At 69.4% G+C, this 15,241-nt stretch carries 13 protein-coding genes and 1 pseudogene; 8 read left to right on the forward strand and 6 right to left on the reverse strand.

Features of this window, described 5'->3' with window-relative positions; genetic code table 11:
- Window positions 1-3: 3 nt before the first annotated feature.
- The 5 genes from HKD39_RS09945 to HKD39_RS09965 are packed head-to-tail and all read right to left on the reverse strand — an operon-like array spanning window position 4 to window position 5,872.
- Entirely contained in the window at window positions 4-1,878 is a 1,875-nt protein-coding gene (locus tag HKD39_RS09945; RefSeq protein ID WP_212754367.1) for an acetyl/propionyl/methylcrotonyl-CoA carboxylase subunit alpha, read from the reverse strand.
- Entirely contained in the window at window positions 1,875-2,570 is a 696-nt protein-coding gene (locus tag HKD39_RS09950) for a Maf family protein (RefSeq protein ID WP_425488435.1), read from the reverse strand. Before HKD39_RS09950 ends, HKD39_RS09945 begins: the two co-directional genes overlap by 4 nt.
- Window positions 2,567-2,809: a hypothetical protein gene (locus HKD39_RS09955; protein WP_171199692.1), complete on the reverse strand. Its 243-nt coding sequence runs from the start codon at window positions 2,807-2,809 to the stop codon at window positions 2,567-2,569. The genes HKD39_RS09950 and HKD39_RS09955 overlap by 4 nt, the downstream gene beginning before the upstream one ends.
- Complete coding sequence (locus tag HKD39_RS09960; protein WP_171199693.1) at window positions 2,806-4,458, reverse strand: carboxyl transferase domain-containing protein; 1,653 nt, start codon at window positions 4,456-4,458, stop codon at window positions 2,806-2,808. The genes HKD39_RS09955 and HKD39_RS09960 overlap by 4 nt, the downstream gene beginning before the upstream one ends.
- A gap of 43 nt (window positions 4,459-4,501) precedes the next feature.
- Window positions 4,502-5,872, reverse strand: a complete 1,371-nt coding sequence (locus HKD39_RS09965; protein WP_212754369.1) for a hypothetical protein — start codon at window positions 5,870-5,872, stop codon at window positions 4,502-4,504.
- A 148-nt stretch (window positions 5,873-6,020) separates the two neighbouring features.
- Here HKD39_RS09965 and HKD39_RS09970 point away from each other — a divergent pair, with 148 nt between their 5' ends.
- The 8 genes and pseudogenes from HKD39_RS09970 to HKD39_RS10005 all read left to right on the forward strand — a co-directional run.
- Complete coding sequence (locus HKD39_RS09970; RefSeq protein WP_171199695.1) at window positions 6,021-6,878, forward strand: biotin--[acetyl-CoA-carboxylase] ligase; 858 nt, start codon at window positions 6,021-6,023, stop codon at window positions 6,876-6,878.
- A 13-nt stretch (window positions 6,879-6,891) separates the two neighbouring features.
- Window positions 6,892-7,668, forward strand: a complete 777-nt coding sequence (locus HKD39_RS09975; protein ID WP_171199696.1) for a YggS family pyridoxal phosphate-dependent enzyme — start codon at window positions 6,892-6,894, stop codon at window positions 7,666-7,668.
- A gap of 115 nt (window positions 7,669-7,783) precedes the next feature.
- Complete coding sequence (locus HKD39_RS09980; protein WP_171199697.1) at window positions 7,784-8,431, forward strand: PH domain-containing protein; 648 nt, start codon at window positions 7,784-7,786, stop codon at window positions 8,429-8,431.
- A complete protein-coding gene (locus HKD39_RS09985) occupies window positions 8,428-9,408 on the forward strand; it encodes a hydroxymethylglutaryl-CoA lyase (RefSeq protein ID WP_425488439.1) in 981 nt (326 codons plus the stop codon). The genes HKD39_RS09980 and HKD39_RS09985 overlap by 4 nt, the downstream gene beginning before the upstream one ends.
- Before the next feature lie 2 nt (window positions 9,409-9,410).
- Entirely contained in the window at window positions 9,411-10,037 is a 627-nt protein-coding gene (locus tag HKD39_RS09990) for a hypothetical protein (protein WP_171199699.1), read from the forward strand.
- 271 nt (window positions 10,038-10,308) lie between these two features.
- Window positions 10,309-12,768, forward strand: coding sequence for an FG-GAP-like repeat-containing protein (locus HKD39_RS20470; RefSeq protein ID WP_171199700.1), 2,460 nt, complete (start codon window positions 10,309-10,311; stop codon window positions 12,766-12,768).
- A gap of 173 nt (window positions 12,769-12,941) precedes the next feature.
- Window positions 12,942-13,829, forward strand: coding sequence for a hypothetical protein (locus HKD39_RS10000; RefSeq protein WP_171199701.1), 888 nt, complete (start codon window positions 12,942-12,944; stop codon window positions 13,827-13,829).
- 79 nt (window positions 13,830-13,908) lie between these two features.
- Window positions 13,909-15,000, forward strand: a pseudogene (locus HKD39_RS10005) (acyl-CoA carboxylase subunit beta); the annotation flags it as partial.
- Window positions 15,001-15,030: 30 nt separating this feature from the next.
- Here the strand turns inward: HKD39_RS10005 and HKD39_RS20475 are convergent.
- Window positions 15,031-15,241, reverse strand: a 211-nt coding sequence (locus HKD39_RS20475; protein ID WP_171199746.1) for a transposase, incomplete at its 5' end; no start/stop codon positions are given.

Genomic DNA, 15,241 nt, shown 5'->3' on the forward strand with positions numbered 1-15,241 from the left:
GATTCAGCTGACCGATTCTGCTGCTGGCTCGATCCGGGCGATCACGTCGCCGCTGCCGACCGATGCGCCGACGGTGACATCGACGCTGGTGACCGTCCCGGAAACGCCTGCGGTGACGGGGTTCTCCATCTTCATCGCCTCGATCACCGCGAGCAGTTCCCCGGCCTCGACGGCAGCTCCCGGCTCCACGGCCACCTTGACGACGGTGCCCTGCATCGGAGCCGTCACCGTGCCGCTGCCGCCAGCGGCTGCCGCGGCCGAGCGGCGCTCGGTCCGGCGCCCGCGCGTTCGGCCTGCTGACCGGCCGCCGCCCGCGACGGCCAGCCCGGCCGGCAACCGCACCTCGACCCGCTTGCCGTTCACCTCGGCGACAATCCGTTGCCTGCCATCGGTTCCGGCCGACTGCCGATCGGCCGGCTCGTCCGCGGCGGGGTCGGCCCGGAACGGCTCGAGCTCGCCGGTGAATTCGGTCTCGATCCACCGGGTGTGCACCGCGAACTCGCCGGCCGAGCCGTCCGGGTTGGTCGCGGTGAACGCCGGATCCCTGACCACGGCCCGGTGGAACGGCAGAGCCGTTGCCATGCCGTCGATCTGGAACTCGTCAAGTGCGCGGCGCGAGCGCTCCAGCGCCTGCTCCCGATCAGCGCCGGTGACGATCAGCTTGGCCAGCAACGAGTCGAACGCGCCGGACACCTCGGCGCCGGCCACCACACCGGAATCCAGCCGCACGCCGGGACCGGCCGGCGGATCGAATCGGGTCACCGTTCCGGGAGCCGGCAGGAAACCCCGACCGGGGTCCTCACCGTTGATGCGGAACTCGAAGCTGTGCCCGCGCGGCTGCGGATCGTCGGTGTAGCCCAGCGGTTCGCCCGCCGCGATGCGGAACTGCTCGCGCACCAGATCGAGGCCGGTGGTCTCTTCGCTGACCGGGTGCTCCACCTGCAGCCGGGTGTTCACCTCCAGGAACGAGACGAGGCCGTCGCGGCCGACGATGAACTCCACCGTGCCGGCGCCGTAATAGCCGGCCTCGCGGCAGATGTCTTTGGCCGCTTGGTGAATCTGCGTGCGCTGCTGGTCCGAGAGGAAAGGAGCAGGCGCCTCCTCCACCAGCTTCTGGTATCGCCGCTGCAGACTGCAGTCGCGGGTGCCGACCACCACAACGGTGCCGTGCTGGTCGGCCAGCACCTGGGCCTCGACGTGCCGTGGCGATTCCAGATAGCGCTCAACGAAACACTCGCCGCGGCCGAACGCCGCGACCGCCTCGCGCACCGCCGACTCGTACAACTCAGGGATCTCCGCCTCGGTACGGGCCACCTTAAGGCCGCGGCCGCCGCCGCCGAAGGCAGCCTTGATCGCCACCGGCAGGCCGTACTCGCGGGCGAACCCCACCACCTCGTCGGCGCCGGACACCGGGTCGGGCGTGCCGGGGGTGAGTGGGGCGCCGGCCCGCAACGCAATGTGCCGGGCCGTCACCTTGTCGCCGAGGTCGCGGATCGCCTGCGGTGGCGGGCCGATCCAGGTCAGCCCGGCGTCGATCACCGCCTCGGCGAAATCCGCGTTCTCGGACAGGAAACCGTAGCCGGGGTGCACTGCGTCGGCGCCGGACCTGCCGGCCACCTCCAGCAACTTCTCGATGGACAGGTAGGTGTCTGCCGCGGTGCTGCCGTCCAACGCGTAGGCGGCGTCGGCCAACCTGACGTGCAGCGCGTCCAGATCCTGATCGGCATACACCGCAACCGATTCCAGCCCGGCATCACGGCACGCCCTGATCACCCGGACGGCGATCTCGCCCCGGTTGGCGACCAGCACCGAGCTGATCGGGCGGGTGCCCGTCGATGGGGTCGCCGGCTGATTCCCGGACTGCTGCTCGGCTTTCAACGAACCGTCCCTTCCAGATTGTTGCTGTTGCCGCCCATCGGTCGCCACAGGTCGGTGACCTCGATGTCGACGTCGGACAACAGGGTGCGGGTCAGCGGCAGCGAGATGCCGATCACCGACGACGGGTCACCGTTCACCCCGGTGACGAACCAGCCGCCGAACCCGTCGATGGTCAGCGAACCGGCCACCTGCAGCGGTTCGCCGGTGGCCAGATAGGCGTCGATCTCGGCGGGAGTCGGTGTGCCGAAACGGATCTGGGTGACTTCGGTGCCGGCCGACCTGGCGGTCACCTCGCCGTCGTCGATGCGCAGCACGGCATGTCCGGTGAGCAGCTCTGCGGTGCTGCCGGACAACTCGGCCCACTGCTGCCGGGCTCGCTCGGTGGTACCCGGCTTTCCGGTGAGCCGGCCGTCGTGCAGCAGCATGGAGTCGCAGCCGATCACCACACCGCGGCGGACCGGCCACGGCAGTCTGGCCGCCACCGCCTCAGCCTTGGCCAAGGCCAGCCGGGCCACCAGATCGTTCGGCGGGTTACCGGCGTGCTCGTCCAGCACCGCCTGCTCGTCGACATCGGAGACCACCACCGCAGGGTCGATGCCGGCGGCACGCAAAACCTGCAGCCGGGCCGGCGAGCGCGACGCCAGCACCGTCACCAGACCGGACCGGGACACCGGCGCTGCCAGCTCACTCACCGGCCCGACCCCCGCGGCAGCCCGGACGCCCACCAGCCGTCCACCGATGGGGCGACTACGCCGACGCCGACAACCGGTGCGCCCCAACGGGAACGACGGGTCTGCCGGTCCGATCTAGCGACGCCCGTCCGGCCGGCGTGCGCAGACTGTGCAGCCAGCGCCGCCAGCGCCGCCAGTACCGCGGCGGCCTCCTCCTCGGGTTCCAGCTCGCTGCGGGCTTCGCCGCTGTGTCGCCTCACAGGGGAATGTTTCCGTGCTTCTTGGGCGGCAACGACTCTCGCTTGTCGGCGAGCACCCGCAGGGCCTTGGCGACCTCGGCGCGGGTGGCGTGCGGCGCGATCACCGCGTCGACATAACCGCGGTCCGCGGCGATGTACGGGTTGGTGAGAGCGTCCTCGTAATCGGTCTGCAGCTGCTTGCGCAGCGCGGCCACCTGCTCGGAGTCGGCGCCGTGCTCGTCAGCAGCGGCGGCGATCTGCTTGCGGTACAAGATGTTCACCGCACCGTCGGCGCCCATCACCGCGATCTGCGCCGTCGGCCATGCCAGGTTGATGTCGGCGCCGAGATGTTTGGAGCCCATCACGTCGTAGGCGCCGCCGTATGCCTTGCGGGTGATGATGGTGATCAACGGAACGGTGGCCTCGGCATAGGCGTAGATCAGCTTGGCGCCGCGCCGGATGATGCCGTTCCACTCCTGGTCGGTGCCGGGCAGAAAGCCGGGCACATCAACAAAAGTCAGCACCGGAATGTTGAACGCGTCGCAGGTGCGGACAAACCGTGCCGCCTTCTCCGAGGCATCGATGTCGAGCACCCCGGCCAGATGCTGCGGCTGGTTGGCCACCACACCGACTCCGCGGCCGTCCACCCGGCCGAACCCGACCACGATGTTCGGCGCGAACAGCTCCTGCACCTGCAGGAACTCGCCCTCGTCGAGCACCGCCCTGATCGCCACCGTGATGTCGTACGGCTGGTTCGGCGAATCCGGGATCAGGGTGTCCAAACTCCGGTCGGCGTCGGTGATCTCGGCGCTGCCGGCGCCCGCGGATTCGGCATGGGCGGGCGCAAGGTCAGGGTCGATGGGCGCCGGGGTCAGGTTGTTCGGCGGCAGGTAGCTCAGCAGTTCACGCACATACGAGATGGCGTCGTCCTCGTCGGCGGCCAGGTAGTGCGCGTTGCCGGAGCGAGTGTTGTGGGTGCGCGCGCCCCCCAGCTCCTCAAGGGTGACGTTCTCGCCGGTCACCGACCGGACCACGTCGGGGCCGGTGATGAACATCTGGCTGGTGCCCTCGACCATCACCACGAAATCGGTGAGCGCGGGGGAGTACACGTGCCCGCCGGCGGCGGCACCCATGATCAGCGAGATCTGTGGCACCACCCCGGACAGCTGCACGTTGCGCCGGAAGATCTCGGCGTACAACCCCAGGGAGACAACGCCTTCCTGGATTCGGGCGCCGCCACCCTCGTTGATCCCGACGATGGGCCGCCCGGTCTTGGCGGCGAAATCGAGCACCTTCACGATCTTCTCGCCGTACACCTCGCCGAGGCTGCCGCCGAACACGGTGACGTCCTGCGAGAACACGCACACCTCGCGACCGTCGACGGTGCCGAACCCGGTCACCACGCCGTCGCCGTACGGGCGGTTGGCGTCCAACCCGAAGTTGCTCGACCGGTGCCGGGAGAAGGCATCGAACTCGGTGAAGCTGCCGGGGTCGAGCAGCAACTCCAACCGTTCCCGCGCCGTCTTCTTGCCGCGGGCGTGCTGCTTCTGCACCGCCGCGGCCGACCCGGCGTGCACCGCCTTGTCGTAGCGATCGGTCAGATCGGCGAGCTTCTCCGCCGTGGAGTGAGGTGCCCCGGGTTGCTGGGCCGGTTCGGAAGCCGATGTCACCTCGCGAGAGTATCCGTTCGCGGCGGTGCTGCCGGGCGGCCTGTCAGCGCAGCTTCGGCAGCTGGGTGCCCGCGACGTCGACGGCGGCGGCCCTGCGGGCCTCGTCGTCGCCGACACAGCTGATCTCGGCGACGAAGCGGCCACGCTGCCCCAGCGCCGCCGTCTCGCCGTCGAACTCGTCGGTGGCGGCGGCGTCGTACACCACGGTGGATCCGCCCGCCGCGAGCCCGGGCGGCACCGCCACCGTCTCGTCCCCCAAGTCGTCGAACAACGTGCCCTCGCGGAGCGCGTACCACACCGCCGCCCCGTCCTCGGAGTCGAAACCGGCCAGCGCGGTGACGCACTCCGCGGTGCTGCCGGCGCTGGCGCGGGTGACGGCGGTGGCAACGATTCCGTTGGGCTGCAACGCTTGCAAGCGCCGCAGCAACCAATCGTCGCCGCCGTCGGCCGGGTAGCCGGTGAACGCCACCAGCTCGGCCGGGGTGCCGTCGGCCGGGGTCGCGAAGTACCCCGCGGCACCCTCGGTACCGGAGACACTGATGGGCTTCCATCCCCGGCCGGTCGGCACCGCGAGCAGCGGGCGCAGCGCTGCCGAGCTTGGTAGCGGTTGCTTGCCGCCCGGCCCGCCGGTGCGCTGGGTCGGCGGCTGCGGGGCCGCCTGCGCGGGTTGGTCGGGCGTTGACTTTTCGGCGGTGGACTTTTCGCTGGAACAGCCGCTCAGCCTGGACAGCTGGGCGCGGAGCCACCCCGTCGCCAGCTCGATCTCCGCTGCCAGCGGAAACGAGAAGAGGGCGCGAACAGCGAAGGCATCGCAGCTGGTCAACACCTCGAGTTGGGCGGCGCCGCTCGCCGTCGGTACGCGGGTCAACACGGCCTGCGTGTCCGGCAGTCCCGGCAGCGCGACCTGCATCCCCGGGGGTTGGCTCAGGTCGCTGCTCACCGACCTCGCCCAGCCGGCGGCCAGCGCGGGGTTCGGGAACCGCACCAGCAGCAGATCGCTGGTAGTGGTGTCCGGGGCGTCCCAACCGAGCCATGCCAGCCCCTCCACCCGCCGGTCCAGCAGCGCCTGCTGCTCCGTCCGGTCATCAGTCGAATCACCGAACATCGCTCCGTACTCGGCGACCGTGGGGGAGTGCGGGCTGGCGAACCAGGGCTCGGCGGGCTCGGCGCCGGCCGGCACCGACATCAACAACCCGGCCAGCGCCGGCGACTGCGGCAATGCCCGGCTCGGGTCCGCCGCGGTGGTCGGTGCCGGCGTCGGCGGCGCCTGGCCGGTGCCGCGAGCGGTGCTGGTCGCCGTGCCGGCGCTGCCGCTCCCGATGACGCCGGAGTCGCGGACATGGGCGGGCTTCGGGTTGCCGTCGGTGCCGGGTGCTGCCTGCCCGCCGACGGCGACCGTGCAACCGGCCGTCAACGAGGCCACCGCGATGGCCAGGACGAGCCTTGCGGTGTATCCGATCCGGATATTTCTGCGCGCGCCGTGAACTGCGCGAACGCCCCGCGGTTGCCCCGTCATCCCCATGTGCGAAGTGTAGGGCAGCGGCGCCCTTACCCTTGACGCGATGACAGCCTCGTCCCAGCCATCGGCCCGTGCCCCGATCGACCCGGCCACGGTGCGGGCCGCCCTGCCGGACCCACAGCGCTGGACCATCCGGCACGTGGCCAGCACCGGCTCCACTAATTCCGACCTCGCCAGGGCGGCGACCGGGCCGACCGGCGCCCCCGATCGCACGGTGCTCATCACCGAGGAGCAGCTGGCCGGCCGCGGCCGGCTGGGCCGCAGCTGGCAGGCGCCGGCCGGCAGCGCACTGATGATGTCGGTGTTGCTGCGCCCCGACCGAGTGCCGGTGGCCAGGCGCGGTTGGGTGGGGGCGCTGCTGGGCCTGGCCCACCTGCGGGCCATGGACGCCTACGGCGTCGCCGCAAACCTCAAGTGGCCCAACGACATTCTGGTCGATGGTCGCAAGTGCGCCGGGATCCTGGCCGAGTTGGCGGGGCCGGCTGTTGTGGTCGGTTGTGGGCTCAACGTGTCGCTCACCGAGTCGGAATTGCCGCGCGCGGATGCCACGTCGCTGAGCCTGGAAGGCGTGCGGGTTGACCGGTCCGAGCTGGCCGGTGCGGTGCTGCGCGAGCTGGATCCGCTCCTGCGGCAATGGGAATCGGCGGCCGGCGACGTCGCTGCCAGTGGTCTGCTCGAGCAGTACCGGCAGCGCTGCAGCACCATCGGCCAGCGCGTCGTGCTGCACCTGCCGGACGGGCGGAAGCTGGTCGGTACCGCGCTCGACGTCACCGAAGACGGCTCGCTGACCGTGCGCAGCGACGCCGCGGCCGGTGCCGTCCCTACCGTGGCCAGCTATGCCGCCGCCGACGTCCAGCACCTGCGCCCGGCTCCGTCCCGGGCGGAACGCCAGCCGCAGTGACACCATGGTGGGCATGACGGCCGCAGGTGACAAGGCAGCCGGCGTCGACAGCCGGCAAGCAGCCACAGACCCAGCCCAGCAGGACCAGCAGGACCCGCGGGAAGCGGAACTGCTGGAGCGGCTGTTCGCCGCCGTGCAGGGCATTCAGCAGGCCGCCGCCGAGGCCGGGCGGGCCGACCAGGTGCGGCTGCTGCTGGCCACCAAGCTGGTGGACGCCGATCGGATCGCCTCAGCACTGCGCGTCGGGGCGGCGCTGATCGGCGAGAACCGGGTGCAGGAGATCACCGGGAAAGCGCCCCAGCTGCAGGGTGTGCTGCACGAGAAACACCTGATCGGGCCGCTGCAGAAGAACAAGATCAACACCGCACTGGCGGCCGAATCCGCGGTGGACTGCGTCGAGACGGTGGACAGCGTCGAATTGGCCGCCGCCATCGACCAGCGGGTCGAGCCGGCCAGGGGCGACGGGGCGGTGCTCGACGTGATGATCCAGGTCAACGTATCCGGTGAGCCGAGCAAGTCCGGCGTCGCGCCGGAGCAGGCGTCCGCGCTGGCCGCGGCGGTGGCGGGACTGCCGCGGTTGCGGTTGACCGGGCTGATGACCATCGGGCTGAACAGCGGCGACGAGGCCGCGGTGCGCCGCGGTTATGCCCGGCTGCGCGAGCTGCGCGACTCCCTGGTGCCAGGCGGCGAGCTCAGCATGGGGATGAGCGCCGACTACCGGGCGGCGATCGCCGAAGGAGCGACCATCGTGCGGCTCGGCTCGGCCGTCTTCGGTCCGCGCACCGGCTGAGCTGCCGGGGTGGCCGCGCCGCTCACCCGTTCGCCGCGCCGGGACGACTTTGGGTAGCGTCAGCATGGGTGCCCGGCTGTTCGGCCGGGGCCGGACCTGACCGGTGAGGTGAACCATGCCGTATCCCGACAATCTGTTGTCCCGTGGCGAGCAGGTCGTGCTGCACAAGCATCCGAGCTGGAAGGTGCTGGTGCTGCCGGTTCTGGTGTTCGTGGTGGTGATCGGCGGCGCCAGCGCGATGATTGCCTGGATCACCCACTGGAACGATGCCGGCTTCACCAGCCATCTGCCGTGGATCATCGGCACCATCGTGGTGGCCGTGCTGCTGCTGATCTTCTTTGCGCTGGTGCCGTTCCTGCGGTGGGCCACCGAGCATTTCGTCATCTCGACAGGGCACGTGTTCTTCCGGACCGGGATCGTGCGGCGCCGTGAGCATCAGATCCCGCTGGCCCGCATCCAGAACATGGAGACCGAGGTGAGCTTCCTCGGCCGGCTGCTGGGTTACGGCACCCTGATTGTCGAGTCCGCTGCCGATCAGCCGCTGGAGTTCCAGAACGTCGCGTCGATCTCGAAGGTGCAGGCCACCTTGAACCAGCTGATCTCCGACGACCGGCGCCGCCCCGGCGCGCACGACGGCGAGGACTACGAACCGCAGGCCCGGCGGGGCGCGCCGGCCGACACCGGCTACTCCACCGAGGTGGCCGACGGGTTCGGCGAGGCGCCGACCCAGCAACTGCCGAACGATCGGCGCGGACGCCGCTGATGAGCCGACCGTCCGGCCTGCCGATGGTGGTCCGCGACCCGGCGTTGCCGACGTCGGTTCAGATTGTCGAGGTCGGCCCGCGCGACGGACTGCAGAACGAGGCGACCACCATCGCTCCGGACGTCAAGCTGGAGTTCATCGACCGGTTGGGGGCGGCCGGTCTGCGGGTGGTGGAGGCCACCAGCTTCGTCAACCCACGGTGGGTGCCGCAGCTCGCCGACGCCGCCGAGGTGTTCCCGGCGATCCGGCAGCGTCCCGGTGTTCGATACCCGGTGCTGGTGCCCAACGAGCGCGGGCTGGACGGGGCGATGTCCGCCGGAGCCAACGAGATCGCGGTGTTCGCCTCGGCCACCGATACCTTCGCCCGGCGCAACCTGGCCAGCACTCTTGACGGCCAGTTCGAGATGTTCGCACCGGTGGTGCGGCGGGCCAGGGCCGAAGGGCTGCGGGTGCGTGGCTACCTGTCCATGTGTTACGGCGACCCGTGGGAGGGCGCCGTCCCACCCGACCAGGTGGTGGCGGCCGGCCGCAGGCTGTTCGACCTCGGCGTCGACGAGTTGTCGCTCGGCGACACCATCGGGGTGGCCACCGCTGCGCAGGTCACCGCGCTGCTGGAACTGTTCGGGCGCAACGGATTCGGCCCGGAACGCCTGGCCGTGCACTTCCACGACACCTACGGCCAGGCGCTGGCGAACACGTTGAGCGCCATGCGATCCGGGGTGCGCATCGTTGACGCGTCCGCCGGTGGCCTTGGCGGTTGTCCGTTCGCCGGATCGGCCACCGGCAACCTCGCCACCGAAGACTTGGTGTGGATGCTGGACGGTCTCGGCATCGAACACGGCATCGACCTCTCGAGGCTGGTGCAGACCAGCAGCTGGATGGCCGACCACCTCGGCCGCCCGTCGCCGTCGGCGGTGGTGCGGGCATTGGCCGGATCCGCCGGCGCCGACCGGAGCGAACCGGCGAAAGGGCAGTAACGATGAGGATTCCCGGGCCGGGCGAACTGGTCGGCGGCGCGTTGCGCGCGGCCGGGCAAGGCGTCGACACGCTGGAGCAGGCCGTCGGTCTGCTGCCCAAGGCGGTTGACCTGCTGGGGTCGGCCGCCGAGTTGATCAGCCGTGCCGACCAGCTGCTGAACCGCACCGATGCGCTGATGGACCGCATCAACAAGGTGGTCGACACCGCGCAGCACACCGCGGACCGGGCCGGCCGGCTGGTGGGCTCGCTGGAGCCGACCATGGCAAACCTGCAGCCGACGCTGGACAAGCTGGAACCGATCTTGAGCACGCTCGCCGACACCACCAGCCCCGACGAGGTTCAGGCGCTGGTGCAGATAGTCGACCTGCTGCCGGAGATCACCCGCAGCATGCACGAGGATGTGCTGCCGATTCTGCGCACCATGGACAGCGTCTCGCCGGACATCAGCAATCTGCTGCTGATGTCGCAGGAGCTCAACGAGATGCTGTCGGTGCTGCCGGGTCTCGGCCGGGCCAAGCGCAAGTTCGAGGACGAGAACCAGCGGCAGGAGAACACCGCGGCACCGTCCGCCGGGCTGCCGCCGGGGACCACCGTGGTGAGCGAGCAGGACGCCGACGCCAAGTTCTGACGCCGCAAGCGTTTCCGCCGGGTGTTGACCCGGAACCGACTCCCGCTCAGGGGCCGGAATGTCGCGATAGCCGGTATTGCCCGATTGGACATGGAGTCCGGCCGAAACAGATTACGCATCGACTACGCTGAGTATGAAAGATGGCTAGACATGCATTCGGCAGTGCGTGATACTCAGAAGCGGTCGGTGGGACAGGCGTTGCCGCTGTGACTGGTGCGCCTTGCCCTGTCGGGGGGACGGCCTCGTAGCCCCGACAAATTGGGAGTTCATCGTGTCCCACCGCACATCCATCCGATCCATCGCGCGGGCCGGAACCGCCGCCGTGGTGGTGTTGCTCGCCGCCGGCGGCCTGGCGCCGGGCTCACCTGCGGCCGCTGCCCCGGCGCCGCCCGCTGATACCGCGGCGTCGACCAGCGCCGCCACCGCCGATAGCTCCGGCAGTCCGGCGTCAAGCAGCGCGACGTCAAGCGGCGCAACGTCAAGCGGCGCAACACCTTCGGCGTCCACCCGGGCGGGCGAGCCGACGTCCCCAGCGCCAAAGTCGGCAGCGCAGCAGTCGGCGGCGCAGCATTCCGATTTGCAGCAGTCCGGGGCAGCCGAGCCGGCACAGCCGGCGGTTCCCGCCACCGTCGTGCAGCCGGCGCCCACCGAGACCATTCCGGGCGCACCGGACCCGAACGACCAACCGCCGGAAGGTGCCAGGGACGGCAAGCCGGTGGGCGAGAACACGGCGCAGGTGCTCGCCGCGCCCGCGGTGCCGCAGGCGGCGGTCAGTGCGGACGTCACCCGCCGGTACTTCGGCAGCGGGCCGTGGGCGGCGATCCAGAACGCCGCGGCGTCCCGTAACAGGTGCACCGGCCTGACCGCCACCGAACTGCAGGCAATGGTGCTCACCACGATCTTCCTGGAGTCGTCCGGCGCCACCTCGCCCAGCGGCGCGCCGGCCCCGATGACGCTGTCCCGTTACGACGAGTGGAGCGGCATCAAGGCGGAGAACACCAATATCAACGCCAACTACGGCCTGTATGCCTTCCGCGACCCGAACACGATCTTCAAGCGCGCCTTCTGGCATCCGGGTATCGGTATCTGGCAGTACGACTCCGCCGGGGTCGGTGCGCCGTACACCGCCGCCGAACGGATGGACACGAACTTCCTTGCGCCTATTGTCGCGCAATTAATGGCGACCAGGTACTGCAATTCCAGCCAGTCGACAGAGGCGGGAAAACGCTACTCGGCGTGGGCCGACTGGAGCCTATCCTGCAACGACCCTGGTGCGCCGCAACCGAATGCTGCCTATTGCGAGTCGATCTATCAGGGTTTGATGCAGACCGGCTTCAGCAACGTGACCCAGGTGTCGATGGGTGCCGCCGGCGGTGCTCAGCAACGCAGCTGCACGCTGGCGGGCAGCTCGACCGTGCTGCCGTGTTGGTACATCGACCCGTCGCAGGCGCAGGGCGCGACCTGGTGGGCGACGGCGAGGCCGCTGGACGGCGGCGTGGCCAATCGTGACACCAGCCCGATCACCCCGATCGCCTCACCGTTCTACGTGATCAAGCAGGGCTCGACCGAGCGCCGCTACTGGTTGCGTCAGGACACCGGGTACAGCAGCGACATCACCGGTGTCCGTCAGCTCGGCAAGAACGCAAGGCCCAAAACCAATCAGCCCGGTTCCGGCGTCAACTGGACCGCCGGCGCAGGGCTGTGCGACCGCACCACGTTCCGCGGTGCCTGCGATCCCAACAACCCGCCGGCCGGCGTGCAGAACACGCCGTTCACCGCGTCGGCCAGCTACCGGGTGAGCGCGCTGGACGCCAACGGTGACGGCAAGGGTGATGCGTTGTTCTATGCGCCCGGCACCGGCGCCGACTACCTGTGGCTGGGCAAGGGCTCGGGTCAGTTCACCAGCGTCCGGCTGCCCGCCATCAACGACACTTACGCGGTGACCGTTGCCGACATCGACGGCGACGGACGCGATGACCTGTTGTTCAACCAGCAGAGCAAGGGTGTGCTGTCGGTGTGGCGGTCGAACGGGAATGGCACCTTCTCGTCCAAGGAATACAAGATTCCGCCAAAGACCCAGGTGATCCCGTTCCGCGGGCAAGGCGGCCGGTTGGCGCAGCTGCTGCTGTATGCACCCGGAACGGCCCCCGATGCGGTATGGACCTGGACCGGAAGCAGCTTCGCAACCAAACGCGAAAGCATCGGCACAAACTACATTGTGCGAGTTGGAGATTTCGACGGCAACGGGCGTGAGGACATCTTGTTCTATGCACCGGGCACCGCCACCGACTACATCTGGTTCCACTCCATCAGCGGTTCGCGCACCATCAAGAGTTACGTGGTCAACAGCAACTATCAGGTTCAGGTCGGCAACTTCGATGGTGACCGGGCCACCGACATTCTGTGGTACGCACCCGGCGGCACCCCCGACTACGTCTGGTTCGGCGGCCCGAACGCCAACTTCAGCCAACCGTCGTTCGCGATGGGTGGGAGCTACCAGCCCGTGGTCGCCGACCTGCCCAACGTCGGGCGGGACGCCGTTTACTGGTTCGCGCCGGGAACCAGCCCCGACCTGCTGAGCCGGTGGAGCAGCGGCCGCGCGCTCAGCACGTCCGGCATCGAGCTGGATGGCACCGACCAGCCGACGGTCGGGAAGTTTTCGGCTTCTGGGGGCGACGGGATCATCTGGTATTCGCCGGGGCCGCAGCCGCACTGGATCTGGTGGCAGTAACCGCGGTGACGAGACAGCGGTGACGAGAACCGCGGTAACGAGACAGCGGACGCGAGCGGACCTCGCAACCCATCCGGCTCTGGCAAAATAGCCGGGGCCGGATGGGTCGGCCGGATTCTGAGCAACAGTGCAGCCTGTCGGGCAGCTGCGCGACACAGAGGGTGGATGGGCGCGTGCGCAAGCGACTCCGGTTCGGCGGCCTGACGGGCACGCTGGTTGCCGCGGCTGCACTGCTGGTCGCGGTCCCGCCGGCGTCGTCGGCGACCGTGCCGAGGCAGCAGGCCGTCGGCGACGTTGCGCTGTATCAACCGCTGCAGGACGCCCTGACCGCAGCCGCGGCCAAGGCCAGCGACGAGAGCGGGATCATCACCTTCGCCTGCGTCATGGACCGCAGCAACGGCAAGGTGATCGCCCAGACCGATAACGCCAGGGACGAGGTCTCGTCCGAGTCGCTGGTGAAGGCGGTGCTCGCGGCGTACTACCTGGTCACCTACAAGGGCAAGCTGCCCGACGACCTGAACCAGCGGCTGCACCGGATGATCGAGGTCTCCGACGACGACCTGGCCAGTGGTTACTGGACCGATGCGGCGGTCCCGACGATCGCCGAGCGGTACCGCCTGACCACCCTGCGCAACTACGAACCCGACCCAGGCATGTGGGGCAAGACCCAGATCTCGGCGTGCGGCATGGCCAGCTTCTTGTACCAGGCCTCGCACGACCCGTTGGTGGGTCCGTGGCTGATCTCCGCCATGCAGGACTCGGCCGACACCGGCGGCGACGGCTTCGATCAGAACTTCGGCTTCAACGCGATTGCCGGCACCGCGAACAAGGAGGGCTGGGGTGTCTCCGACGGGCTGGGCGAGCTGACGGGCCGGCCGAACATCCACACCATGGGGCTGACCGACCGCTACGTCGGCGTCGTGCTGCAATCCGGGCCAGAGGGCGTGTACCAATCGATGCGGCCGTACTCGACCGCGACCGTGCAGAGCCTGCTGGACGTTGACCCGCCGCCGGCGCCGAAGGCCGGCAAGAGCTGGTGGGCGGGCTCGCTGAGCGGCTGAGATTCAGCTTCCCGTTGAGTCGACCTGCTGCCCGGCGCAACGGACGGACGTTAACGGCGGATAACTTAGGCTGGACGTCATGAGCAATGACGCTGCGGCCAACGCGGTCGATGCCCCCGGCGCTGCCGACCACGCTGTGCTTGCTGATCACACCGTGCTTCCCAATCACACCGTGCTGATCGCCGCGGCCACCGACCGGATCAGCGGCGGCGGCGCGCAGAAGTACCACGAGGCAAACTCCGCCAAGGGCAAGATGTTTGCCCGCGATCGGATCGCCGCGCTGGTCGACGCCGGCAGCTTCGTCGAGGACGGCATGTTCGCCAACGCCGCCGACCCCGGCCTGCCCGCCGACGGTGTGGTGACCGGCTCGGCGACCATCGACGGCCGCCAGGTCTGCCTGATGGCGAACGACTCAACGGTGAAGGCCGGCTCGTGGGGTGCACGGACCGTCGAGAAGATCATCAGGATCATCGAGCGGGCCTACGCCACCGGCGTGCCGATGATCTACCTGGTGGACTCGGCGGGGGCCCGCATCACCGACCAGGTCGACCTGTTCCCCGGCCGCCGCGGCGCCGGCAAGATCTTCCACACCCAGGTGCGCGCCTCCGGCTCGATCCCACAGATCTGTGCGCTGTTCGGCCCGTCCGCCGCCGGCGGTGCCTACATTCCGGCGTTCTGCGACGTGGTGATCATGGTGGACGGCAACGCCTCCATGTACCTGGGCAGCGACCGGATGGTGGAGATGGTGACAGGGGAGAAGACCACCCTGGAGGAGATGGGTGGCGCCAAGATGCACACCTCGGTCTCCGGGGTGGGACACCTGTTGGCGCGCAACGAGTCCGAGGCGCTGCAGCTGGTGGGGCAGTACCTGCGGTACATGCCGCAGAACTGGACAGAGCGCCCGGCGGCCGCCGAGCCGGCCGGACCGGGCAAGGGCGACCTGGCGGCGCTGGTGCCGGACTCGGAACGGCAGGCCTTCGACATGCGCCGGTTCGCCAAGGCGCTGCTCGACGCCGACTCCTACTTCGAGATCCACCCGAACTGGGCCAAGGAGCTGACCGTCGGCTTCGGCCGGCTGAACGGCGAGGTGGTGGGCGTCGTCGGGAACAACTCGATGTTCCGCGGCGGGGTGCTGTTCGTCGACTCGGCCGACAAAGCCAGCCACTTTGTGGGCTCTTCGACTTTCCGCGGGGTGGGTCGTTCATGCTGCGGTCGGTCGCTGTCGGGTGACGGCGATGTGGATCATGATGCGCCTTCGGTAGTTGGTCATGTTCCGGAACCCGCAGGCCACGCGTTTGGTTTGTTTGATGATCCGGTTGTAGCCCTCGGTACGGGCGTTGCTGACGCCCTCGGTCAGGGCGATCTGGATCGCGGGCCACCAGGTGTCGATCGTCGCGGCCAGGGTTGCTGCC

The sequence above is a fragment of the Nakamurella aerolata genome (assembly GCF_013002705.1).
Classification (GTDB): domain Bacteria; phylum Actinomycetota; class Actinomycetes; order Mycobacteriales; family Nakamurellaceae; genus Nakamurella; species Nakamurella aerolata.

Bases quoted from the DNA above. Each gene is read 5' to 3' on its own strand.
- HKD39_RS09970 (WP_171199695.1), top strand. From the start codon at position 6,021: ATGACAGCCTCGTCCCAGCCATCGGCCCGTGCCCCGATCGACCCGGCC.
- HKD39_RS09975 (WP_171199696.1), top strand. From the start codon at position 6,892: ATGACGGCCGCAGGTGACAAGGCAGCCGGCGTCGACAGCCGGCAAGCA.
- HKD39_RS09980 (WP_171199697.1), top strand. From the start codon at position 7,784: ATGCCGTATCCCGACAATCTGTTGTCCCGTGGCGAGCAGGTCGTGCTG.
- HKD39_RS09990 (WP_171199699.1), top strand. From the start codon at position 9,411: ATGAGGATTCCCGGGCCGGGCGAACTGGTCGGCGGCGCGTTGCGCGCG.